The 23,819-nt window shown below is 68.0% G+C and carries 19 protein-coding genes and 3 pseudogenes; 13 read left to right on the top strand and 9 right to left on the bottom strand.

Annotated elements, in window-relative coordinates; genetic code table 11:
* Positions 1 to 126 (top strand): annotated as a pseudogene (locus BJF87_RS25745) (IS481 family transposase); the annotation flags it as partial.
* Here the strand turns inward: BJF87_RS25745 and BJF87_RS11010 are convergent.
* Positions 123 to 2,183 (bottom strand): TPM domain-containing protein, encoded by a 2,061-nt coding sequence (locus BJF87_RS11010; RefSeq protein ID WP_075863125.1) that lies wholly within the window; start codon positions 2,181 to 2,183, stop codon positions 123 to 125. The pseudogene BJF87_RS25745 and the gene BJF87_RS11010 overlap by 4 nt on opposite strands.
* A gap of 76 nt (positions 2,184 to 2,259) precedes the next feature.
* A complete protein-coding gene (locus tag BJF87_RS11015) occupies positions 2,260 to 3,051 on the bottom strand; it encodes an LLM class F420-dependent oxidoreductase (RefSeq protein WP_035753946.1) in 792 nt (263 codons plus the stop codon).
* 157 nt (positions 3,052 to 3,208) lie between these two features.
* On the opposite strand from BJF87_RS11015, the gene BJF87_RS11020 reads away from it, so the two are divergent.
* A complete protein-coding gene (locus BJF87_RS11020; RefSeq protein WP_040004441.1) occupies positions 3,209 to 4,369 on the top strand; it encodes a MalY/PatB family protein in 1,161 nt (386 codons plus the stop codon).
* Between the two features lie 50 nt (positions 4,370 to 4,419).
* A complete protein-coding gene (locus BJF87_RS11025) occupies positions 4,420 to 5,031 on the top strand; it encodes a bifunctional 2-polyprenyl-6-hydroxyphenol methylase/3-demethylubiquinol 3-O-methyltransferase UbiG (protein ID WP_075863113.1) in 612 nt (203 codons plus the stop codon).
* A gap of 12 nt (positions 5,032 to 5,043) precedes the next feature.
* Here the strand turns inward: BJF87_RS11025 and BJF87_RS11030 are convergent, their stop codons facing one another.
* Positions 5,044 to 5,898 (bottom strand): SGNH/GDSL hydrolase family protein, encoded by an 855-nt coding sequence (locus BJF87_RS11030; protein WP_075863114.1) that lies wholly within the window; start codon positions 5,896 to 5,898, stop codon positions 5,044 to 5,046.
* Positions 5,899 to 6,127: 229 nt separating this feature from the next.
* Between BJF87_RS11030 and BJF87_RS11035 the strand changes: the two genes are divergently transcribed.
* Positions 6,128 to 6,727, top strand: a complete 600-nt coding sequence (locus BJF87_RS11035; protein ID WP_035754037.1) for a hypothetical protein — start codon at positions 6,128 to 6,130, stop codon at positions 6,725 to 6,727.
* Between the two features lie 23 nt (positions 6,728 to 6,750).
* Here the strand turns inward: BJF87_RS11035 and BJF87_RS11040 are convergent.
* Together BJF87_RS11040 and BJF87_RS11050 are read right to left on the bottom strand one after the other, a co-directional pair.
* Positions 6,751 to 8,102, bottom strand: a pseudogene (locus tag BJF87_RS11040) (hypothetical protein).
* Positions 8,103 to 8,323: 221 nt separating this feature from the next.
* Positions 8,324 to 10,159: a hypothetical protein gene (locus tag BJF87_RS11050; protein ID WP_040004438.1), complete on the bottom strand. Its 1,836-nt coding sequence runs from the start codon at positions 10,157 to 10,159 to the stop codon at positions 8,324 to 8,326.
* Between the two features lie 134 nt (positions 10,160 to 10,293).
* Here BJF87_RS11050 and BJF87_RS11055 point away from each other — a divergent pair, with 134 nt between their 5' ends.
* On the top strand, positions 10,294 to 10,740 hold the full coding sequence (locus BJF87_RS11055; RefSeq protein WP_050918789.1) for a MarR family winged helix-turn-helix transcriptional regulator: 447 nt from the start codon (positions 10,294 to 10,296) through the stop codon (positions 10,738 to 10,740).
* Between the two features lie 37 nt (positions 10,741 to 10,777).
* A complete protein-coding gene (locus BJF87_RS11060) occupies positions 10,778 to 11,200 on the top strand; it encodes an organic hydroperoxide resistance protein (RefSeq protein WP_075863126.1) in 423 nt (140 codons plus the stop codon).
* Between the two features lie 45 nt (positions 11,201 to 11,245).
* Here the strand turns inward: BJF87_RS11060 and ilvD are convergent.
* A pseudogene (gene ilvD / locus BJF87_RS11065) lies at positions 11,246 to 12,955 on the bottom strand (dihydroxy-acid dehydratase); the annotation flags it as partial.
* Positions 12,956 to 13,052: 97 nt separating this feature from the next.
* The gene (locus BJF87_RS11070; RefSeq protein WP_075863115.1) at positions 13,053 to 14,561 is read right to left on the bottom strand and encodes an acyl-CoA synthetase; all 1,509 of its coding nucleotides are present in this window, start codon (positions 14,559 to 14,561) and stop codon (positions 13,053 to 13,055) included.
* Positions 14,562 to 14,692: 131 nt separating this feature from the next.
* On the opposite strand from BJF87_RS11070, the gene BJF87_RS11075 reads away from it, so the two are divergent.
* From BJF87_RS11075 to BJF87_RS11105, 7 genes are all read left to right on the top strand, one after another.
* A complete protein-coding gene (locus BJF87_RS11075) occupies positions 14,693 to 15,130 on the top strand; it encodes a DUF309 domain-containing protein (protein ID WP_075863116.1) in 438 nt (145 codons plus the stop codon).
* A 66-nt stretch (positions 15,131 to 15,196) separates the two neighbouring features.
* The gene (gene dinB / locus BJF87_RS11080; RefSeq protein ID WP_075863117.1) at positions 15,197 to 16,405 is read left to right on the top strand and encodes a DNA polymerase IV; all 1,209 of its coding nucleotides are present in this window, start codon (positions 15,197 to 15,199) and stop codon (positions 16,403 to 16,405) included.
* A gap of 182 nt (positions 16,406 to 16,587) precedes the next feature.
* On the top strand, positions 16,588 to 18,024 hold the full coding sequence (locus tag BJF87_RS11085) for a CitMHS family transporter (RefSeq protein ID WP_075863118.1): 1,437 nt from the start codon (positions 16,588 to 16,590) through the stop codon (positions 18,022 to 18,024).
* Between the two features lie 54 nt (positions 18,025 to 18,078).
* Positions 18,079 to 19,731: a sensor histidine kinase gene (locus BJF87_RS11090; protein ID WP_075863119.1), complete on the top strand. Its 1,653-nt coding sequence runs from the start codon at positions 18,079 to 18,081 to the stop codon at positions 19,729 to 19,731.
* Positions 19,731 to 20,399 carry a response regulator gene (locus BJF87_RS11095; protein WP_006361085.1) on the top strand — a complete coding sequence of 223 codons (669 nt, stop codon included), beginning with the start codon at positions 19,731 to 19,733 and terminating at the stop codon, positions 20,397 to 20,399. Before BJF87_RS11090 ends, BJF87_RS11095 begins: the two co-directional genes overlap by 1 nt.
* A 57-nt stretch (positions 20,400 to 20,456) precedes the next feature.
* Complete coding sequence (locus BJF87_RS11100) at positions 20,457 to 21,758, top strand: TrpB-like pyridoxal phosphate-dependent enzyme (protein ID WP_006361084.1); 1,302 nt, start codon at positions 20,457 to 20,459, stop codon at positions 21,756 to 21,758.
* 2 nt (positions 21,759 to 21,760) lie between these two features.
* Complete coding sequence (locus tag BJF87_RS11105) at positions 21,761 to 22,567, top strand: DUF429 domain-containing protein (protein WP_006361083.1); 807 nt, start codon at positions 21,761 to 21,763, stop codon at positions 22,565 to 22,567.
* Here BJF87_RS11105 and BJF87_RS11110 read toward each other — a convergent pair.
* Positions 22,494 to 23,078 (bottom strand): GNAT family N-acetyltransferase, encoded by a 585-nt coding sequence (locus BJF87_RS11110; RefSeq protein WP_075863127.1) that lies wholly within the window; start codon positions 23,076 to 23,078, stop codon positions 22,494 to 22,496. The genes BJF87_RS11105 and BJF87_RS11110 overlap by 74 nt on opposite strands.
* Positions 23,079 to 23,135: 57 nt before the next feature.
* On the bottom strand, positions 23,136 to 23,750 hold the full coding sequence (locus BJF87_RS11115; protein WP_006361081.1) for a TetR/AcrR family transcriptional regulator: 615 nt from the start codon (positions 23,748 to 23,750) through the stop codon (positions 23,136 to 23,138).
* Between the last annotated feature and the right edge of the window lie 69 nt (positions 23,751 to 23,819).

The following is a 23,819-nucleotide window of genomic DNA, read 5'->3' on the forward strand; positions in this document are numbered from 1 at the left end:
GAACAAGCCCGACGCGCAGCGTTGCCAGGATGGTTGCACACCTACAATCACCACCGGCAACACTCCGCCATCGGCCGGAACGTTCCCTTCAGCCGCTTGACCAACGTCCCTGGGCAGTACAGCTAGAACCGTCCGCCCGTACCGATGCGGCCCGACGACCCGGAGCCGCCGAACGAGCCGGGGCTGCGTCCGCCGCTGCTGAACCCGCCACCGAACCCGCCGGGGTATCCGCCTCGGTATCCACCTCGCCCGCCGCTGATGGTGCCGCGCAGGAAGCTGTCGACGAGGATGCCGCCGAGGACGGCTCCGGCGGTCGAGGAGCCGCCCGAACGCGGCTGCTGCGACTGCTGCCAGTTCACGACGTCACCCTGGGCGGCCATCAGCGCCTGGTCGGCGAGAGCGCCGGACCGGCGTGCCGTCGAGGTGGCGGCGACCGGGTCGGCTCCGGCGGCCTCCTGGGCGGACCGGAGAAGTCGCTGGGCCTCGGCAAGACGTGTCCGGGCGGTGGACTGGACGGCGCCGCGTCGGGTGCCGATGAAGTCCGACGCCGAGGTCACCTTCGCGGTCGCCGACTCGAGGGCCGCGGTCAACACCTGTGCGCGACGGGTGCGTTCGGCCGCGGAATCCCGCGCGGCGTCGAGCGCGTCGTCGAGATCGGCGTCCGCGTCGGCCAGTGCGGTGAACGTTCCCAGCGGGTCGGCGTCGAAGCCGGTGCGGGCCGCGTCGAGCGCGGTTCGCGCGGCCGCCGCGGCAGTCGCCAGCGCGGGTCCGCCATCGGCGGTCAGTGAGGCGGCCTCGGCGAGCTCGCCCTCCACCTCCTCGATCAGCGCGGGCATACGGGACTGTGCGGCCGCGATGTTCGCGTCGGCGTGGTCGATCGCGTCAAGGAGCACGGTGGCCTGCTCGATGGACCCCTCGGCCGAACGGATCGCCGCGACCGCGGGACCCTGCTGCCCGACCGGTGCGGCACTCGCAGCACGACCCTGATCGGCGGTCGCCTCGGCGAAATCGATCTGCTGCCGGGCGAGTTCGACGTTCGGCAGGATCGATGCGAGCGTCTGCTCGCCGTGCTTCTCGGTCAACTCGGTGAGCTGCTGCGTGGCCGGGTCGAGGCGTGCGCGCAAGCCGATCAGCTGCTGGGTGATCGCGTCGAAGCGGGTGTCCGCGTTGATCAGCAGGTTGCGCATCGCATCGAAGGCCTCGACCTGGTCGTCGAGCGCGGCGTCGGCCTCGGTGCACGCGGTGATGATCTCGACGAGCATCCCGCGGCGTTCGTCGTCGGTCTCCGGGACGTTGTCGTCGAGCCGCTGCCGGGTGGTGAAGGACTGCGCGAGACCGCGTCTCGCCCGCTCGAGCGCCTTCGTGAACGGTGCGGTCTCGGCCGGCCCGAACTCGTCGACGGCCAGCCGCAGTTCCTCTTCGCTGGTGCGGATGGCGTTGTCGAGATCGGTGAGGACCTCGCGGGACCACGGATCCAGTACGTCGAGTGGCTGCTCCGCGAGTTGGTCGACGGTCAGTTCCTGCTCGCGAAGCGCTTCCACGCTGCCGTCGATCCGACGCTGCTTGCGCCGTCGCGAATAGAGGTACGCGCCGCCACCGCCGATCACGACCGCCCCGCCGACGACACCGGCGGTGATGACCCCGGTGTAGCTGGGGTCGAGGGCATTCGAGAGCCCGTTGATGGCGCCCAGCCCGGCCTGCGCCCAGTTGCCCTCGCGAAGCTGCGGGACGACGTCGTTGGTGGCGACGTCATCGAGGGTCGACTGGTCGAGTCCGCCGATGCTGTCCGGAGCGAACATGCGGTAGGCGCGGTCCTCGGTCGCGACGGCCAGCAGCGCGTCGTGGTCGCCGAGTTCGCTGGCGATGGCGGTCTGGTCGGCCCACTGTTCGCTGGTGAGGCCGTCGAAGCTGCGGACGTACACGATCCACATCTGTATGTCGTGCTCGTTGTACAGATCGTCGAGGGCGTTCTCGAGCTCGCTCCGCTGCTCCGGGGTGATCACCTCGGCCGAGTCGACGACATAGGTGGGCAGGCGCGTGGGCGGCTCGGCGGCGGCCGTGCCGGCTCCGACGCTCAGCAGCAGGGTCATGCCGAGCGCGAGACCGACGGCTCCGAGAGCTGCCGAGACGCGGCGTGTCACGACATGCCCCCACCCACCACGAAACGCAGGTTCCCGATGCATGATCACAAATCTAACCAGCCGCCGCATTCGGGTGAGTGTATGTCCGTCCTTGACCTCGATCGGTACCGGCACGTGCTCAGCGTCGAGCGTCGCGCCACCGGCACAGGGCCTCGACGGCGGTGAGGTCGTAGTCGGGGCCCGTCACGCCGACGGTGAGCAGACTGATGCCCTCATCGGCCAGCGAGTCGGCACCGCGGAGCATGGCGTCGACGTCGCCGTCGAACTGCACCGCCGACGACCGTTCGATGGTCTCCGGATCGCGTCCTACCGCGGCGCAGTGCTCGGCGAGGACCTTCGACTTGTGGCGGTACTGCTCGACGTCGTTGAAGCCGTGCCAGGCGTCGGCATGCTCGGCGATGTAGCGCAGCGTCTTCTTCTCGCCGCTGCCGCCGACGAGGATCGGGATGTCGCGGGTGGGTGCGGGATTCAGCTTGCCCAGACGCGACTTGATGCGCGGCAGTGCCGCCCCGAAGTCGTTGAGGCGCGAGCCGACGGTGCCGAACTCATAGCCGTACTCGTCGTAGTCCTTCTGGAACCAGCCGGCGCCGACACCGAGGATCAGACGGCCGCCGCTGATGTGGTCGACGGTGCGGGCCATGTCGGCGAGCAACTCCGGATTGCGGTAGGAGTTGCAGGTCACCAGCGCGCCGATCTCCACCCGCGACGTCTGTTCCGCCCACGCACCGAGCATCGTCCAGCACTCGAAATGTTCACCCTCCGGAGCACCGTAGAGGGGGTAGAAGTGATCCCAGTTGAAGGCGACGTCGACGCCCGCATCCTCGGCGCGACGGACCGCGTCCCGGATCAGGCCGTACTCGGGAGCGTGTTGGGGCTGGATCTGGACACCGATACGAAGAGGAAAGGCCATGGCGACCAGTCTGCCTGCTTACGGCGTCGACGTCGACGTCTTATGGTCCCGCGCTCCCTGAGGAGGCCCGGAGCTTGGGGGGCTGACGTGTCTTCTGCTCCCTGAGGAGGCCCGGAGCTTGCGGAGGGTCGTCTCGAAGGGTGGTACCAAAGAGCCTGTGACACCCAGGCCCGCCGCTCCGTCCCTCGATGAACTCCGACGCCGCACCAGCTCGAAGTGGTCGACCCACCCCGACGACGTCCTGCCACTGTTCATCGCGGAGATGGACTACCAGCTCGCACCGGTGGTCGCGGAGGCGATGATCGACCGCATCCGGGCGTCCGATGTCGGTTACGCCGGCGACTCGGGCGGTGTGGGAACGGCTTTCGCAGGTTTCGCCGAGCGGCGGTGGGACTGGCAGCTGAGCGCCGACGACGTCACGCTGACCACCGACGTGAGCGTCGTGATCGTCGAGTCGTTGCGGACGGCGATACGTCCGGGCGACGGTGTCATCCTGATGCCGCCGGTGTATCCACCGTTCTTCGAGCTCATCCCGGAGGCCGGCGGAACCGTCGTGGAGGTGCCGCTGCTCGACGACCCGGGGTGGCGGATGGACCTCGACGGCATCGAGACAGCGCTGAAGGCGGGTGCGCGGGCAGTCTTGTTGTGTCACCCGCACAATCCGGTGGGTCTGGTCCACGACGCATCCGATCTCGCGCGGCTGGCCGAGCTCGCGGCGTCGTACGGTGCGACGGTCGTGAGCGACGAGATCCACGCGCCGCTGGTCCATCCCGGGGTGGGATTCGTCCCGTTCCTCGCGGTGAGCGACGCCGCGCGCGAGGTGGGCATCGCTGCGCATTCGGCCAGCAAGGCGTTCAACCTCGCCGGCGCCAAGTGTGCGCTGATGGTCGCCACCTCCGATGCGACCCGGGCGATCGTCGCACGTCAGCCCGACGAGGTGCAGTACCGCACCTCCATCCTCGGCCGCGCCGCGACCGAGGCCGCCTTCGCTCACGGCGACGAGTGGCTCGACGCCATCCTCGAGGTAATCGGCGAGAGTCTCGATCTGCTGGATCACCTTCTGGCAAAGCATCTTCCGGGTGTCGTCTATACCCGACCGAGTGCGTCGTACCTGTCGTGGCTCGACTTCCGCGACGCCGGGCTCGGCGATAACCCGGGCCTCCCGATCCTCGAACACGGCCGCGTCGCGCTGCACTACGGGCCCGCGTTCGGTTCGCAGGGCAACGGCTTCGCGCGGTTGAACGTCGCGTGTTCGCCGGAGGTGCTGACCGAGGCGATCCGACGGATCGCGCGCGTCGTCGACAACCCGCCCGACTGATAGCGGCGAAACCGCGCCTGCTGCCGCGGCCAACTGCTATGAATCTCCGAATGGACAACGAGCGGGCCGCAGAATGGGATGAGCGATACGGCAATGCCGAGCGGCTGTGGACCGCGGACGTCAACCCCGCGCTGATCATCGAGGCGAACGACCTGACGCCGACCACCGCGCTCGACGTCGGGTCGGGGGAGGGCGCCGACGCCCGCTGGCTGGCGAAACGCGGCTGGGAGGTGACCGCTGTCGACATCTCACAGGTGGCGCTCGACCGGGCACGCGAGATCAGTGGCGAACTGCCGATCACGTGGACACGCGCCGATCTCGTCGTCGATCCAGTCCCCGGTGCCGATTACGGTCTCGTCGCGCTGCACTACTTCCCGATCCTCGTCGAGGAGCTCGAGGTCGCGCGGAAGCTCGTCGACGCTGTCGGCCCGGGAGGTTCGCTGCTCGTCGTCGCGCATGCACCGGAGGGCGTGCGAGCGCACGGGTTCGAGCCGGACGATTACGTGCAGCCGGGCGATTACGTGCAGCCGGGCGGTTTCGCCGAACTCCTCGGCGACGGTTGGGAGATCGTCACCGACGAGACGCGTGAGCGGGGCAAAGCCGCAGGCCGCGGTCATCACACGCACGACATGGTGTTCCGGGCTCGACGAGCCGGCCAGTAGCGGGCGCGTGGGTCAGTCGAGGGCGGCGAGTACCGCTTTCGCAACCTGCTGATGCCCCTTGGCGTTCGGATGTAGCCGCAGTGCGCCAACGGGATTCGTGTACGGTTCGACCCACCTCGTGGACTGGGACTTGCAGGAATCGTGCCCGACGCTGGGGCCGTACGTGTCGACGAACGCGACGCCGGCCAGCTGGGCCTGAGTCTTCAGCATGGTGTTCAGCTCGACTTCGAGACGGTCGAGGAAGGCGGTGTCCTCGGCGGAGAACGGGTTTCGTCCGGGGCAGTTGCCTTGTTGCGGGTAGACCGCCGGATAGCCGACGACCAGGATCCGCGCGGCTGGGGCTCGGTCTTTGATCCCTGCGATGGCGGTGGCGATCTTCGCGGCCGACAGTTGGATCTCGGCCGAGTACCGACCGAGAGTGCGGGCTTCACACGGTGCGAGTTGTGAGCTGCCCGAGGCGGTTTGTGAACAGTCGGCGATGCTGCCCGAGTAGACGTTGCCGTCGTTGTAACCGAGTTGCATGGTGACGACATCGGTCGTCGGGCTCAGGCCGTCGAACTGTGGCGGTTGGCCGGCGGTTTGGCTCGTCGTGAGGTGTCGGGTCTGGGCGCCACCACAACTCATGTCCTTGAGTCGGTAGCCCTCCTCCTCGGCGACCAGACGCGGGAAGTTGTTGGTGGACCGTCCACAGCCGGTCGGCGATCCCGGAACCGACGAGGGAATCCCGACGCCTGCCGAGAACGACGCCCCGAGCGCCACGTACTCGGTCGGATCGTCGGCGACCGCAACCGCGGTTGCCCCGGCCATCAGTCCGGCCACCGCTCCCAACGCGACGGCGAGGGTTCTACTTCGACGACATGAACGCATGGGTCGAGAGTGACCGTCTGTGCACAGAAGTGAACTCGGGGTGACTGCTTCGTGAGGGAACCGAGATGTGCTCGATATCAGCGAAATCGGACATCTGTTGTCGGTCAGACATAAAAGCCGAATCTGTCGCATGACGCTTCTTCTCCGGTTTACGGTGACGTCGGCGCAGGCGGATCAAAACCGACAAACGTGCCTGCGCCTTTCGGGAGGGCTCATGAGGAAATCATCGATGCGCGCCCTGTGCGCGGCTGTGCTGGCGACGGGCGTGGCGGCCGGTGGAATCACCGGTGCCGGAACAGCATCCGCGGCTCCGGGCGGACTGACACTGCAAGGGGTCTCCAACGGAGACTGTACGGCTACCATCAAGATCACCAACTACACGAATTCCACTTATTTCCAGCCGGACTGGTGGTTCGAGCAGGAGAATGACCCGGCCATGGTGAACGCGACGAGCATTCCGGCCGAGATGTCCGCTCCGTGGCGTGAGGTGTCGGGTATCCCATGGCCGATTGCGCGGTGGGTCGGCGATTCACCGGCGTTGACCTCGGGTCTCGGTCCGGGAGTTCCGAGTTGGGGGAATGGCAATCCGTACAATCGGAACGCCCAACCCGACGGTTTCGTCACCGAGCGGACGATCGACCTCAAGACGGTGACCGGCGCGCCCGAACCCTCGTCGGACGGAACGAAGACGATCTGGTTCCGGATCAAGACCGGACCTCAGACCGCTGATCGTCTACCGACACCGCAGAAACTGGTCGTCGACGGGTGTCGCAGCTCGAACGGTTCGCTGGACTTCGGGTCGCTCGACCTCGGCACTCTCGGTCTATAGCTGTTCGCCAGCCGGGGCCGGATCTACCCGCCGAACAGCAGGTACAGCCCGAGGAAGGTGTAGCAGACCATCGTCACCATCATCGTGAGCTGGCCCGTCAGCTGGTGTCGGCGGGGGAGAAGCCGCAATGAGGCGTCGTGGGCCGCCGCGACGCCCATCATGTGGCCGCCGACCACGAAGAGCACCTTGAGTGTCACGGTGACGGTCGGGTGATCCGACATGATGTACACCGGGTGGGCGTCGCTCAGCCACAACAGGTTCCATCCCAGTCCCAGCGGATCGCCCAGGGCCAGAAGCGCTTCCTGTCCCTGTTCGACGAGTGATTGCAGGTAGTGGGCGAGGATGTAGCCGATCACGATCGGGATGAGTGAGTGCGCCATCAGACCGGGTAGGCGGCGTCGCCGGTCGGGTCCCACCCCGCCGACGGCGCGCGCGGCCGACCAGAAGGTCACCGCGACCACGCCGACGAACACCAGCAGACCGGCGGTCGAGAGCAGGGTCGCGCTCACCTGGCTACCGTCGGACCGCTCGTCGACGAACTCCTGCCACAGCGGGATTGCCGAGAAGCTGTCGAATGCGGTGGAGCCGAGCAGGATCGCCAGGACGGTGACGGTTCCGGGAAGAACCGGCAGGGTGGTCAGCGAGTTCATCGGACTCCGCACGATCACTTTGCCGTCGGCGTTCTTCGCGAACGGGGCGAGGCGGGACGCGACGGTGCTGTACACGGCGAACGGGTCGGCGTTGTCGGTCCACCGCAGTCCACAGACGATGCCGCCGGCGAGTGTGATCACGAGATAGCACAGCAACCAGAGTCGCACGGCCGAGACTGAACCCGGCTCTGGCGAGGCCAGTTCCAGCCAGACGAAGGCGGACAGGCCGAACGCGGCCGGCCACCAGCCCAGACGACGGGGATAGATCTTCCGGCCGACAGCCCGCGGGCCGAGGGCGCGCCCGCGACGCGCAGCACCGTTCGGATCGGCGACAGGAGCCGCCAGACCGGACCGATGAGCGCCGACAGCACCGTCATCCCGACCCACAACAGCACGTAGAACGCTCCGGGAAGCGGGTTCTCGTCGGTGTCCGGGCCGAACGCGGCAAGCACCAGCCACAGGGTAAGTACCAGGGCGGCACCGGCGATCAGGCCGCGAACCCAGGAATTGTCGACGGTGGCCGTAACCCACGACGGCAGTTCGCGCCCGGCGTCAGATCGACCGTATCGCGGTGTGCGCCAGGCGAATGCGATCACCGCGAAGGAGATCGTCAGAGCCCAGGCGCCGCCGATCAGCACCGCGGTCAGCGGGACCGGCAGGTACTCCGAACCGCCCAGACCGTGGGCGAGCAGGGTGTCAGACGTCGGCCTCACGGTCGGGGTCATCGGCCTCGTTCCGGGTCGGTGGGACGGTGGGGTCGGTATCCGCGTCGGAGTGGGTGGCTCGTCGGAGTCCGGAGCGTCCTCGTCGTCGCCACGACGACGGTCGTGGATCGCGATCGCGACGATGACGCCCACCAGGATGAACGCCGGGATCACCGCGGGCAGCGCCAGGATCAGGGGATGCGTGGCGAGGTGATGGACCATCATCTCCGGTGCGGCGGCGATCATCGTTGCGGCGCCAATTCGGGTTCCCGTGCGCCCGTGGTGGTCTCGCGGGAGTTGACCCGACCGGCTCCCCACGACAGCGCGGTGATGAGCAGCAGCGAGCACACCAGCACCACCAGCGACGCGGCACCGAACAGCCACGACGGATAGTCGAAGGTGCGCTCACGCTGCAGGATCGAGATCTCCGCGACGAACGGCTTCGTCGATGTCTGCTGCGCCGGTTCCCCCTCCGCGCCGATCGCGGGGTCGGCCGGCAGATACACCGGTACACCGGCCATGGTGGTGCCGTCCTGCACACGGAGGATCGTCTTCCACGATCCCGACACCGGCATCGGTTCGGTGGACCGGAACTGGTTGGGGCCCACGCGTTCGAGCCGGTCGATGACGATGCCGCGATCGTTGTCGATGCCGCCCTGCCAGGACATCAGCGTCACCCACTCCGGGTCGCCGCTGATCGCGTCCGACGGGTCGAGAAAGACCTCGGCCGTGACGTTCTGCTCGGCCGCGTCGTTCGCTCCGGCCGGGGTCAGGACGACTCGTGCGGTCATGTCCGCCGGCACGGAGACGCGCAGACCGTTCGCGACGGCACCGCCGATCACCACCACCGAGAGCACGACGGCGGTGATGCTGATCCAGCGTCGGGGCAGGCGCTCACCGACCGAGACGATGCCGAGCAGGGCACCGCACAGACCCGCGGCCACGCCCACCGGGATGGCCATGGCCAGGGCCTCTCCCCACATGCCGGTCACCCACGGGAACGGGTAAGCGGCCGCGATCCACCAGGATTCGATCCAGAGTCCGACGGTCGCGACGCCCAGGCCCGCCACCGCGCCGAAGAGCACGCGCCGCTTGAACAGCGGCGTCAGCGCGAGCAGTTCGATGACCACGGCCGCGCCGAGGTACAGCGGGAACACGTTGATCGGCGCACCGAGCGCGGGCCCGACGACGACCGCGACCACACCGCGCAGCAGGATCGCGAACACCGCGGCGACGAGCGCACTGCCCGGTCCGAGGCTGATCCGCGCGGCGACGAGCGCGAATGCGCCGGCACCGGCGATCATCATCGGCTGCAGCACGAGCCGGAACTGCTCGACGCCGAAGTCGTACTCGATTTGGAAGACCGACATGCCGATCACAAGGCCGCCGAAGGCGAGGCAGCGGACAATCCACTGTCCTCGTCCGTCCGGCGGGAGGTCGGCGCCCATCGCGGCCCTGCCCTCGCGGTCGAGGATGACGACCGCGATGAGGGACAGTCCTGCACCGCCGATCAGCATCAGGTGGGTCGGACCCCAGAGCGTGACGTCCTGACCGAAGATGCGATGCCAGACGTCGTCCAGCGGGAAGCCCAGCAGGGCGTAGAAGCCGCAGCCTGCCAACAGGATTCCGCCGACCGGTGCGTACCAGTTGCGGGTGATCCTGATCGCGGAGCGTCCGGGCTTCTCGAAGGGCAGGAAGACCGACAGCATGCCGGAGATGAACAGCAGGAACAGGCCGACCAGGATGAAGTAGTGCGCCGGGTTGGCGAGCGGTCCCTCGTCGCGGCCGTCACCGATGTGCAGGCTGACGTCCCAGAGGAAGCCGAACAGGGCGCAGATGATGGTGCTGGTGAACAGGAAGATCGGCAGGGCCGCCCACGGTGGCCGGTTGACGCGGCGCGCGGCCCACTCGGCGAGGGTGGTCAGCCACGTGATCTTGTGCGTGCGATGCAGGTAGCCAATCCAGAGCAGTCCGATGGACACCACTCCGGCTGCTGCGGACATCAGGAACACCTGGTCGAGTGCCGCTCCTCCGCCCTCGGCAGCGAGGCGGAGGTCCGTGACATCGCTTGTTGTCATGAACGAAGTATGCACATCTTGGTCATGTCCCGGAAGGCCGTCGATCAAACTGCGACCCGGAGACGCATGGCGCTGCCGCCGCCGACAAGGAACTTAGGTTGTGCACAATTAAGTTGTGCACTACTGTTTTGGGGGTGCCCACCAATCCGGAGCCGCTCGACCGACAGCTCTGTTTCTCGCTGTATGCCGCTACCCGGGCTGTCACCGGCCTCTACCGGGAAGTGCTGTCCGAGTTCGGTCTCACGTTCCCCCAGTACCTCGTTCTGCTCGCCCTCTGGGAACACGACGGGCTCACCGTGCGGGATCTGGGCGAGCGGCTCCAGCTCGACAGCGGCACGCTGTCACCGCTTCTACGGCGTCTCGAGCGGGCCGGGCACATCACCCGCGAACACTCGGTCGAGGATGCCCGCGTGGTCCATGTCCACCTGACCCCGGAAGGGGATGCGCTGCGTAGCCAGGGTGGTCGGATCCAAGGATGCCTGGTGGACAACCTGGACCTCACGTACGACGAGGCGTCGACGCTGCATGCGCTGGCGCACAAGGTCACCGATCAAGCGCGCGGCAGACAACCGCGTAACTGATCAAGTCCGTCATCACCAACCGTCGAAGGAGACGATCATGAACACCCTCTACACCGCAGAAGCCCTGGCCACCGGCGCGGGGCGCAACGGGCACGTCCGCACAACCGACGGCTTCGTCGACACCGACCTCGCCATTCCGCGCGAGATGGGTGGTGCCGGCGGTGCCGCCAATCCCGAGTTGCTCTTCGCTGCCGGATACGCCGCCTGCTTCCACTCCGCCCTGCAGGCGGTGGCTCGCGAGGCCAAGGCCAAGCTCGGCGATTCGAGCGTCGGGGCCAAGGTCGGTATCGGCGCCGACGAGCAGGGCGGCTTCCAGCTCGCTGTCACGCTCGAGGTCGTCATCCCCGACCTCCCTCAGGGCCAGGCGCAGGCCCTCGCCGACCGCGCGCACCAGGTCTGCCCCTACTCCAACGCCACCCGCGGCAACATCGACGTCAACGTCATCGTCGTCGACGACTGACCGGTTTCCCTGGGAATGCGGCTCCGCCGGGGTGCCGGTCGAGCGGCAGACGGCACCCTGCGACGCGGAGGTCACGAGCTTGGCGTACTTCGCCAGCACGCCACGCGTGTACCGCGGCGGCAGCGGACTGAAATCCTCGGCGCGGGTCTTGAGTTCGGCGTCGTCGACGATGAGGTCAAGGAGGCCGCGCCCGACGTCGAGCCGGATGCGGTCACCGTCGCGGACCAGCGCGATCGGCCCGCCGTCGACCGCTTCGGGCGCGACGTGGCCGACGCACAGCCCGGTGGTGCCACCGGAGAACCGGCCGTCGGTCATTAGCAGCACGTCCTTGCCGAGGCCCGCGCCCTTGATGGCGCCGGTGATGGCCAGCATCTCGCGCATCCCCGGTCCGCCCTTGGGGCCTTCGTAACGGATGACGACGACGTCGCCTGCGGTGATCGTGCCGTCCTCGAGTGCGTCCATCGCGGCGCGCTCCCGGTCGAAAACCCTTGCGGTGCCCTCGAACACGTCGGAGTCGAAGCCGGCCGACTTCACCACGGCCCCTTCCGGGGCGAGCGACCCCTTGAGGATGGTGATGCCGCCGGTTGGATGGATGGGCGACTTGGTGGCGCGTAGGACCTGCCCGTCGGGATCGGGCGGCGCGATGTGCGCGAGGTTCTCCGCGACCGTCTTGCCGGTCACCGTCATGCAGTCGCCGTGCAGCAGGCCGGCGTCGAGCAGGGCCTTCATCACCACCGGCACACCGCCGATGCGGTCGACGTCGGTCATCACGTGCCGGCCGAACGGCTTGACGTCGGCGAGGTGGGGGACGCGTGCGCCGACGCGGATGAAGTCGTCGAGCGAGAGCTCGACCTCGGCCTCGTTGGCGATCGCGAGGAGGTGGAGGACCGCATTGGTGGACCCACCGAAGGCCATCACGACGGCGATCGCGTTCTCGAAGGCCTCACGGGTCATGATGTGGCGCGCGGTGATCCCGCGGCGCAGCAACTCGACGACGGCCGCCCCGCTCTGCCGGGCGAACTGGTCGCGACGCTTGTCGGGGGCCGGGGGAGCGGCGCTACCCGGGAGCGACATCCCGAGCGCCTCGGCGGCGCTTGCCATCGTGTTGGCGGTGTACATCCCGCCGCAGGCGCCTTCACCCGGGCAGATGGCGCGCTCGATGGTATCGACGTCCTCGCGGCTCATCAGCCCGCGGGAGCAAGCACCCACCGCCTCGAACGCGTCGATGATGGTGACCTGGCGTTCCTTGCCGTCGGACAGCGTCGCGTAGCCGGGCAGCGTCGACCCGGCATAGAGGAACACCGAGGCGAGATCGAGGCGGGCGGCGGCCATGAGCATGCCGGGCAGGGACTTGTCGCAGCCGGCGAGCAGGACCGAGCCGTCGAGCCGTTCCGCGCTCATCACGGTCTCGACGCTGTCGGCGATCACCTCGCGGGAGACCAGCGAGAAGTGCATGCCCTCGTGGCCCATCGAGATGCCGTCGGAGACCGAGATGGTGCCGAACTCGAGCGGATATCCGCCGCCTTCGTGCACGCCGTCCTTGACGGCCTTGGCCAGGCGGTCGAGCGAGAGATTGCACGGCGTGATCTCGTTCCACGACGACCCGACACCGATCTGGGGTTTCGCCCAGTCGTCGTCGCCCATGCCCACCGCGCGGAGCATGCCGCGCGCGGCGGTCTTCTCCAGACCGTCCGTGACGTCGCGACTGCGAGGTTTGATGTCGACTTCGTGGCCTGTGCTCGTGCGCTCGGTCATGTGGTCCACGGTAGTGGTGCCCGGACGAGATCAGGTTGCGTTTGCCCTCGGCGAGCGGGGCGAAACGCAACCTGATCTCGGTGAACAGCGGACGATTTCAGGCGCGCAGCTCCCGCTTGAGGAGCTTGCCGCTCTGGTTGCGCGGCAGTTCCTCGACGAACTTCACCAGCTTCGGAACCTTGAACGGCGCGAGCTGCTGCTTGACGTGGTCGATCAGCTCGGCCTCGGTGACCACGGCCTCGGCGCGCAGCACGACGACCGCGGTGATCGCCTCGATCCACTTCTCGTCCGGGGTGCCGATGACGGCGACCTCGGCCACGGCGTCGTGGGTGTAGATCGCGTCCTCCACCTCGCGCGAGGCGACGAGGATGCCGCCGGTGTTGATGACGTCCTTGATGCGGTCGACGACGGTGACGTAACCCTCCTCGTCGCGGGTGACCAGGTCGCCGGAGTGGAACCAACCGTCGCGGAAGGCCTCCTCGGTGGCGGTCGGGTTGTCCCAGTAGCCCTGGCACAGCTGCGGCGAGCGGTACAGGATCTCGCCGGGCTCGCCGACCGGCACGTCGTTGCCGTCGGCGTCGACGACGCGGGTTTCGACGAAGAAGACCGGACGGCCGCACGAGGCGGGGCGGGCGTCGTGCTCATCGGGGCGGAGAACCGTTGCCAGCGGGCCGATCTCGGACTGACCGAAGCAGTTGTAGAAGCCGAGGTCAGGGTAACGCTCGCGGAGGCGCTGCAGGACGGTGACCGGCATGATCGACGCGCCGTACTGCGCCTTGCGCAGCGACGACAGGTCGCGGGTCGCGAGGTCGGGGTGCGCGGCCAGCGGCACCCACACCGTCGGTGCCAGGAACAGCGAGCCGATCCGGTGTTCCTCGACGAGCCGCAGGATCTCGGGGATGTCGGGTGCCGGCATCAGCCGGATCGTGGCGCCGACCGCGAGGTACGGAAGCATGAACACATGCATGCCCGCCGAGTGGTAGAGCGGCATGCAGATGAGCGGGTTGTCGTCGGCGTCGAGGTCGAGCGCGATGATCGACGAGGTGTACTCGTGGATCAGCGCGCGGTGGGTCATCATGGCGCCCTTGGGCTTCGACGTCGTGCCCGACGTGTAGAGGAACTGCACCAGGTCGGTGTCCTCCACCGAGACGTCGAGTGGGGGAACGTCTCCCGCGGTCGCGATGGTGAACAGCGAGTCGTCGGCGTCGCGCAGGGGGAGCACGAACTCGGCCGGCACGACGTCGATGACGGCGTCGAGATTGTCGGTCAGAGCGGGGTCGACGAGCACGGCCCGGGCGCCGGACTGCTCGAGCAGGTAGCTCAGTTCGCCGGCGCGCAAGGCGTAGTTGATCGGCACGTGGACGAGCCCGGCACGCGCTGCGGCGAGGTAGCCGATCACGTAGGCGTGCGAGTTGGTGCCGTAACCGGCCACGCGATCGCCCTTGGCCAGACCGAGGGAGAGAAGGTGCGCGGCGGCGCGGGTCACGGCGTCGTCGAGCTCGCGGTAGGTGAGGGTGTCGTCGCCGAAATGCAGGGCGGCGCGGTCGGGGAATCTCGCGGCAGTGCGGCGCAGCACTCCGTCGACGGTGTTCGAAGTGGGGGTCATCACCTCATCAGGATGACGGTCGAGGGGGGTTGTGATGCAAGCACCCCCTGCCGCGTCCGGCACCTGCCCAGGGCGTCTGTCAGAGTCGAAGGACAGCACGAATCGGAGATCGACGCGATGGAGATGTGGCCATGGGAAAAGACCGAGATCGGGATCCCGGCGGTCGCGCCCGACAGGCTCGGCCGCGTGACGAACTGGGTCGCCCGCTGCCGTACGGTGCGGCGGGCGTCGAGCCGGTGCCCGAGGAGCCGTTGCCACCGCACGAGACGATCGCATTCGCGCGGCGGCTGCTCGAGGACGGCCGGCCGTTCTCCGCGCACGAGGTGTTCGAGACGCGATGGAAGTCCTGTCCGGTCGAGGAACGTCCCCTGTGGCAGGGGCTTGCCCAGCTCTGCGTGGCGCTGACGCATCATCGACGCGGAAATGCTGTCGGTGCCCGACGCCTCCACGATCGGGCCGCCACGCGACTCGTCGAGTACGAGAACGCCGGCGGAGTGAGGTACGAGATGGATCTGAAAGCGATCCGCGACTGCGTGCTCGACGAGATCGACGAGTCCGAACCGACCTGAGGTGGCCAGGCTGAGTGTCATCGCCGCAGGGAGGAGTTGTCGGACCCGTATGCGAACATATGTTCTATGCGGATCGAGCGCCGGGAGCGCCAGGAGGCGACGATCCTGCATGCCGATCTCGACTCCTTCTACGCATCGGTCGAACAGCGCGACGATCCGTCCTTGCGCGGACGTCCGGTGCTGGTCGGCGGGGGAGTCGTGCTGGCCGCGAGCTACGAGGCCAAGGCCAAGGGGGTGCGGTCGCCGATGCCCGGGCACGAGGCGCGCGCCCTCTGTCCGGACGCCGTGGTGGTGCGTCCCCGGTTCGATGCCTACATGGAGGCCAGCCGCGAGGTCTTCGACATCTTCCACGACACCACTCCGGTCGTCGAGGGAATCTCGGTCGACGAGGCGTTCCTCGACGTCGGCGGTTTGGGCCGGATCAGCGGCACCCCGCACGACATCGCCACGACGATCCGCGAACGCGTACGGGACGAGGTCGGGTTGCCGATCACCGTGGGCGGCGCGCGCAGCAAGTTCCTGGCCAAGGTGGCCAGCGCCGTCGGCAAGCCCGACGGTCTGCTGATCGTCGCGCCCGGCACCGAACTCGCCTTCCTCCATCCTCTTCCGGTGCGTCGGTTGTGGGGCGTCGGGCCGGTGACCGAGGCCAAGCTGCACGACGCCGGGGTCGAGACGGTGGGTCAACTCGCCGAGATGGGTGAGCGGTCACTGAGTGCGATCGTCGGATCAGGAGCAGGTCGCCACCTCTTCGCGCTCTCGTTGGCGCAGGACCCGCGTCGCGTCGAAACCGGAAAGCGCCGTTCGTCGATCGGTTCACAGCGTGCGCTGGGTCGCCGCCCGAAGTCCGAAGCCGACCTCGAGGCGACCATCACGGCGATCGTCGAACGTCTCGGCAGGCGACTCAGGTCCGCCGAAAGGGTCTGTCGCACAGTCATTCTCCGGCTCCGCTTCGACGACTTCACCCGCGCGACCAGGTCGCGCACCCTGGTCGAGGCCACGGACCGCACCGACCTCATCATGGCGTCGGCTCGCGGCCTCCTCGCCGACGCGATGCCGATCATCCGGGAGCGCGGCTGCACCCTCGTCGGGTTGTCGCTGACCAATCTCGACGACCACGACAACATCCAGCTGACGCTGCCCTTCGACACTGATCATGCCGAACAGCTCGACGCCACGATGGACTTGTTGCGGGATCGCTTCGGCCGGGACTCCGTCACCCGGGCCGTACTCATCGGCCGTCATCACGGCGACGACGCACCGATGCTCCCCGATTAGGAATCTCGTAGAGAACATGCGCGCCATGTCCCCACGCTTTCTACCGATCGCGGAGGTGAGCAAAACGCGCGAAACGATACTTATGCGCTCAAGCGTGACTGTGTCGACGTCTGCCCCAACACTTCTGATGTGGCCACCGAAATGTGGTCGTCCTCACATCAACATCAGAATCGAGCTAGACAATGTTGGTAGCACTCGGCCTCGGAATGGTGGCCACCTTCATGGTCCTGATCATCACCAAACGGGCCACGCCCGTGGTGGCGCTGATCCTCGTCCCGGTTGCGTTCGGCCTGTTCGCGGGAGCCGGCCTCGACATCAGCGACATGATCACCGACGGCATCAAGGACCTCGCACCCACCGCGGCGATGCTGTTCTTCGCGATCATCTTCTTCGGGATCATGATCGATGTCGGGCTCTTCGACCCGGTGGTCCGCCTCGTCATCCGCGCGGTGCACGACGACCCGGCCCGGCTCGTCGTCGGCACCGCGGTTCTGGCGATGGTCGTCTCGCTCGACGGTGACGGGTCGACGACCTTCATCATCACCACCGCAGCGCTGCTGCCGCTGTACGTGAAACTCGGTGTCAGCCCGGTGGTCCTGACCGTCGTCGCCGGTCTCGCCAACGGCACCATGAACATCCTCCCGTGGGGTGGTCCCACCGCCCGCGCCGCGAGTGCGCTCAACATCGACACCAACGACGTCTTCGTCCCGATGATCCCTGCGCTCGGCGCCGCGCTGGTCGTCGTACTCCTCTTCGCCTACCACCTGGGAGTCCTCGAACGTCGCCGCATCGGCACCCTCAAGATGAAGGAGTCGCTGCTGGCTCCGCGTGAAGAGGTCCTGGTCGCCGCCGGCACCGGCACGACCCTTCCGTCGACCCCGCCCCGACGCAGCACCGGCGGATCGTCGGAAATCGATTCGACGGCAACGGGTTCCGAAGCCGACGAGACCCCGGGTCGTGACCAGTCGTTCTCCGGCGTCCTCGACCCGAACCGGGAAACGCTCCGGCCCAAGCTCTTGTGGCTCAACGCCGGCCTCACCGTCGCCCTGCTGGCGATCCTCGGCGCCGACATCCTCGCCATCCCCGTGCTGTTCATGGTCTTCGCCGGCATCGCCCTCGCCGTCAACTTCCCGCACGTCAAGCAGCAGCAGGCGGCCATCACCCGGCACAGCTCGAGCATCGTGTCGGTGGTCGCCATGGTGCTCGCCGCCGCGGTGCTGACCGGCGTCTTCAACGGCACCGGCATGGTCGATGCCATCGCCCACTGGCTCGCCGACGGCATCCCCGACTGGATGGGTCCGCACATGGCCGTCGTCATCGGCGTCCTGTCGATCCCGTTCACCTTCCTGATGAGCAACGACGCCTTCTACTACGGCGTGCTGCCCGTCCTGTCCGAGACCGCGACGCGCTACGGCATCGACCCCACCGAGATGGCTCGCGCGTCCATCACCGGTCAGACGGTCCACATGCAGAGTCCGCTGGTCCCGGCGATCCTGCTGCTCGTCGCGCTGGCCGGCGTCACCCTCGCCGACCATCACAAGAAGGTCCTGTGGCGGGCGACGGTGGTCTCCCTGGTCATGCTCGGTGCGGGTGTGCTCGTCGGAGCCATCCCGTTCTGAGCGAATCGATGTCGGTGGCGGCGCTGCATTCAGCGCCGCCATTAGGCTGACGTCATGCGTTTACGGACGCAGGTGCTGCTGCTGCAGCTCGCTGTCCTCGCGGTCAGCCTCGCGGTCGGGTTCGGTCTCGTCATCGCCGGGGCCGACGATCGTGTCCGCGACGAGTACGCCCAGCGAGCCCTGGCGATAGCTCGTTCGGTGGCCGCCGACACCGGGGTCCGTGTGGCGGTGGCGGCTCAACAGGGTCGAGCCGTGGAAGCGGACGAGCTCGTCGACGGCCCGCTGCAACGCCAGGCGGCCGCGGTTCGGGAACGGACCGGCGCATTGTTCGTCGTCATCGGCAACGACCAGGGCATCCGACTCGCCCACCCTGAGGTCGCGGAACTGGCGAAACCGGTGTCGACCGACCCGTCGAAGGCGCTGGCCGGCTCCGACGACGTCGCGACCGACCGGGGCACCCTCGGCGAGTCCGTCCGGGCGAAGGTCCCGATCTTCGACCCCGGCGGTCGCATCGTCGGCTTCGTCAGCGTCGGCGTCTCGACGGAACGGCTCGCGAAGGAAACGCGCAGCGACATCATCGCCACGACGCTCCTCGCGCTGACCGCACTGGGCATCGGCGCACTCGGATCGGTCATGCTGGCCCGGCGCTGGCGCAAGCTCACCCTCGGCCTCGAGTCCGACGAACTCGCCGAACTCGTTCGTGAACAGGGCGCGGTACTGCACGCGATGGCCGACGGAGTGCTGGCCGTCGACGCCGACGGCATCGTCCGGGTCGTCAACGACAAGGCCCGCGCGCTTCTCGACATCGACGCTCCGGCGGGGACGAAGGCCGCCGACCTCGGACTCACCCCCCGCATCGCGGCCGTTCTGGCCACGCCCACCGACGAGCCGCTCGCCGCCACCGTCGGCGACCGCGTCGTCCTGGTCAGCTCCCATCGGGTGCACGCCGACGGTCGCGACCTCGGCATGGTCCTCTCGGTCATCGACCGCACCGACGTCGAAGCGCTCAGTCGCGAGGTCGACTCCATCCGGTCGATGGGCGCCGCCCTCCGCGCTCAGCGTCACGAGACCGCCAACCGAATGCATGTCCTTGCCGGCCTCCTACGCCACGGCCATGCCGACGAAGCGCTCGACTACCTCGAAGAGCTGTTCGGGAGCGGCCCCGGCGGCGCGCTGCTCGCCGGACTGGGCAACGTCCGCGAACCCCACCTCCACGCCTTCCTCGACGCGAAAGCCGCCCACGCGCGGGAGCGTCGCGTCACGCTCCGCCTCGGCGACCAGACCTGGCTGCAGGGCACACTCACCGAACCCGTCGTCGCCACCACCGTCGTCGGCAACCTCATCGACAATGCACTTGAGGCAGTAAGCGGGCAGGCTGACGGGATCGTCGAGGTCGAGCTGATCGCCGACGGCGACACCCTGTTCGTATCGGTCGGCGATTCCGGTCCGGGAATCTCCTTCGACGATCCCGACGAGGTCTTCGCCGAGGGAGCGACCACCAAACCCGGCGACCACGTGCCCGGTGGTCGGGGGATGGGCCTGTCCCTCGCGCGGCAGGTCGCACGCCGGATCGGGGGAGACCTGTGGGTCGCGGACCCCGGCGGCGAACGGTCCCCGGCACCGGAGCATGATCCGCCTGGCGCACTGTTCGTCGCCCGGCTCCCGGGCATCATCGCGCCCGAGCCCGACGAGGAAGTGCAAAGGTGATGACAGGGGATCTGGGCGTCCTGATCGTCGACGACGACTTCCGGGTCGCCGCACTGCATTCGACGATCGTCGACGCTGTGCGCGGCTTCAGCGTCCGTGCGCGGGTCGGCAGCGTGGCCGAAGCACGACGAGCCCTCGTCGATCATCCCGACATCGACCTCGCACTCCTCGACGTCTACCTCCCCGACGGTTCCGGCATCGACCTGGTCGCCGAACTCGACTGTGACTGCTTCATCGTCGGCGCCGAGAACGACGCGAGCGCTGTCCGCACCGCGATGCGCGCCGGTGCGCTGGCCTACCTGATCAAACCCTTCGACGACGCCGACCTCGCCCGCCGCCTCGCCGGCTACGCGCAGTACCGTCGCGTCCTCAGCGGCGAGAACGTCGACCAGCACGCGGTCGACGCCGCGCTGTCCGCGCTGCGCTTCGGCACCCGCGCGGCGGAACGGTCGGAATCCGGGTCGCCGACCGAGCAGCGCATCCTCGACCTCTTCGTCGACCCCGGCACCGCACTGTTCGCCGACGACGTGTCACGCGAGGTCGGGATCGCCGCTCCGACTGCCCGGCGACACCTGGCCAATCTCGTCGCCGCGGGCCGCCTGCGGATGTCGCTGCAGTACGGAACCACCGGCCGACCCCGTCAGGAATACCGGCGCCCCAAATCGTGACCTGATAATGCCGCGGGCGGGGTACGCCGCCGACCTCGCGCACTAGAGTGTCAACCCATGACGACGCAAGTAGACGCCACCAATCCCGATCTGGTGACGGTCGGTGTGCCGACGCACTGGTACAACCTCGCCGCCGAGCTCGAGACACCGATTCCCCCGCACCTGCACCCCGGCACCAAGGAGCCGGTGGGCCCCGAGGACCTCGCCGCACTGTTCCCCGCCGGGCTCATCGCGCAGGAGGTCTCCAGCGAGACCTACATCGAGATCCCCGAGCCCGTCCGCGAGATCTACAAGATGTGGCGTCCCTCGCCGCTGATCCGCGCCCGCCGCTTCGAGGAGGCGCTCAACACCAAGGCGCGCATCTACGTCAAGTACGAGGGCGTCAGCCCGGTCGGCAGCCACAAGACCAATTCCGCTGTCGCACAGGCTTACTACAACAGCCTCGACGGCGTCACCAAGCTGACGACCGAGACCGGCGCCGGCCAGTGGGGCAGCGCACTCGCCTTCGCCGGCGCGCAGTTCGGCATCGACGTCGAGGTCTGGCAGGTCCGCGCCTCGTACAGCTCGAAGCCGTACCGCGGCTTCCTGATCCGCACCTACGGCGGCACGATCCACCCGAGCCCCTCGGACCTGACCGAGTCGGGCCGGGCGATGCTCGCCAAGGACCCGAACACCAGCGGAAGCCTCGGCATGGCCGTCAGCGAGGCGGTCGAGGTGGCCGCTGCGAACGCCGACACCCGCTACGCCCTGGGTAGCGTGCTCAACCACGTCGTGCTGCATCAGAGCGTCATCGGTCAAGAGGCTGTCGAGCAGCTGAACGCCGTCGAAGCCGGCGGTGCGGATGTCGTCTTCGGTTGTGCCGGAGGCGGTTCGAATCTCGCCGGACTCTCGTTCCCGTTCCTGCGGGAGAAGCTGCACGGACGGTCGAACCCGCGCGTGGTCGCCGCCGAGCCGGCCGCGTGCCCGTCGATCACGCAGGGCGAGTACCGCTACGACCACGGCGACGTCGCCGGTCTCACCCCGCTGCTCAAGATGCATACGCTCGGAATGGATTTCGTCCCGGACCCGATCCACGCCGGTGGCCTGCGCTACCACGGCATGGCGCCGGCGCTGAGCCACACCGTCGAGCTCGGACTGGTCGAGGGCGTCGCTATCACACAGCACGACGCGTTCGCCGCGGGCGTGCAGTTCGCCCGGGCGCAGGGCATTGTCCCGGCCCCGGAGTCCACCCACGCGATCGCGGCCTGTGCGGCCCACGTCGCCGACAGTGACAAGGAAGAGGTCGTGGTCATCGGCCTGTCCGGTCACGGCCAGCTCGATCTGCCCGCCTACGCCGAGTTCCTCGACGGCAACATCTGAGCATGACCGCGGCGATGCGGACGGTCGGTGTCGACCTGTCCGCATCGCCGGCCAAGACCGCGGTCGCGGTCCTCGACTGGTTCGACGACCGGACCGAGCTGGTGGACCTGGTCGTCGGAGCCGATGACGCCGAGATCCGACGCCTCGTCGACGGCGCCACGCGCATCGGGATCGACTCGCCGTTCGGCTGGCCCGATGACTTCGTGGAATTCGTTGTCGCACATCACCGCGGCGGTTTGGTTCCCGGCCGCAAACTCGACGACATCGCCAATCGACGCCCGCTCGCGCTGCGTCGTACCGACCGGTGGATCGCCGAATCCGGCCTCGGCCGACCTCTGAGTGTGTCGGCAGATCAGATCGCCCACGTCGCCTTCCGCTGCGCGGGACTCCTCGCCGACCTGGGCGTCGAGGATCGTGTCGAGGGCTGGGCCGTCGAGGCGTATCCCGCCGGCGCACTCAAACGCTGGGGACTGACCTCTCGTGGTTACAAGCGCGCAGCCGATCGAACCGTGCTGACCGAACTCGTCGATGCACTCCGGACTGCAGCACCGTGGCTGGAGCTCGGCGAGCGAATCGGTCAGATGCGGAGCGACGACGACGCATTCGACGCCGTCATCACCGCGTTGATCGCCCGCGCTGCGGAGTTGGGCTCCACGACGCTGCCCTCCCCGGACGATCGGCCGGTTGCGTTGCGCGAGGGGTGGATTCACGTGCCGGACGGCGAGCTGGACACCCTCACCCCAACGACTTCCGCATCAGCACGCGTGGGAATCCGTTCAGTACCGAGCCGGTGTCGGCGGCCTTGGTGAAGCCTGCCCTGTCGAACAGTCCCCGGGTGCCGACGTACGCCATGGTGAGATCGACCTTCTCGCCGTGGTTGTCGACGGGATACCCCTCGATGGCCGGCGCCCCGTTCGACCGGGCGAACTCGACCGCGCCGTCGAGGAGCGCATGTGCGATCCCCCGCTTGCGGTGGCCCGGTCGGACGCGGATGCACCAGACCGACCACACCGGGAGGTCGTCGACGTGCGGGATCGTGCGGCTGGTCGCAAAGGTCGTGTCCGCTCGCGGTGAGACCGCCGCCCAGCCGACCACGTCCTCGCCGTCGTCCGTCGACTCGTAGGCGAGGACGCCGAGTGGAATGCCGCTGTCGCACAGTTCCTTCACGTACTCGCCGCGCTGTTGGCGGACCAGCGCCTGATTCTCCTTGCTCGGAATGCGGTAGCTGAGACACCAGCACACGTTGGAGGTCGGCTTCTTGGGGCCGAGGATCGTCGCCATGTCGGCGAAGACCGTCGCGGGCCGGACGTCGATCGTCATGCGTCCCAGCATCACAACCGTCGCCGACGTGGCGCAAGGGCCAGAACCTGTCCGCGATCAGCGTCGGATGCGCGGAGCGGACCGGTAGACCGTACGGAACCAGATGGTGGTGAGGATGTCGATCGCGGTGTCGTCATCGGGGATCGACCCGACCACGCCTCCGCGGACGGCGAGCCAGGACCAGCAGGAGGACTCGAGCGTGTTCACCAATGCCGACGCGAGTGGCTCGAGGGGGAGGCCGACGTCGTATCCGGCGCGTTCCGCGCTGTGCAGACCCGCCAGCACCTGTTTGATCCCCGACGCCCGGTTGGCGTGCCAGCGATCCCGGAACTCGTCGTCGAGCATGGACATCTGGAACAGGCCGATGATCTCGGGCAGGTATTTCTTGTAGGTCGTCCAATAGGCGGTGACCGCGGCACGCACGCCGGCTTCGGGATCGCTGTGTCGTGTCGCTAGGGAACCCTCGACCACCTCGTCGCTGAACTGATCCAGCAGTGCCTCGAGGAGCTGATCCTTGTTGTCGTAGTAGTTGTAGAACGAGCCGGTGGAGCGTCCCGCGGCCTCCGCGATGTCGGAGATCTTGGTGTTCAGATAGCCCTTGTCGGCGAAGCAACGCCGCGCCGCGTCGAGAAACGCGGCCTCGGTCTGACGTCCCTTGTTCGTCGGCGGCACCGAGTACTCCTTCCGGGGACTGATCAGTTCATCGAACCACGCATTCACGTTGGTCGGAGAAGGTCCGGA

The organism is Gordonia sp. CNJ-863 (assembly GCF_001942325.1).
In the GTDB taxonomy this organism is placed as follows: Bacteria; Actinomycetota; Actinomycetes; order Mycobacteriales; family Mycobacteriaceae; genus Gordonia; species Gordonia alkanivorans.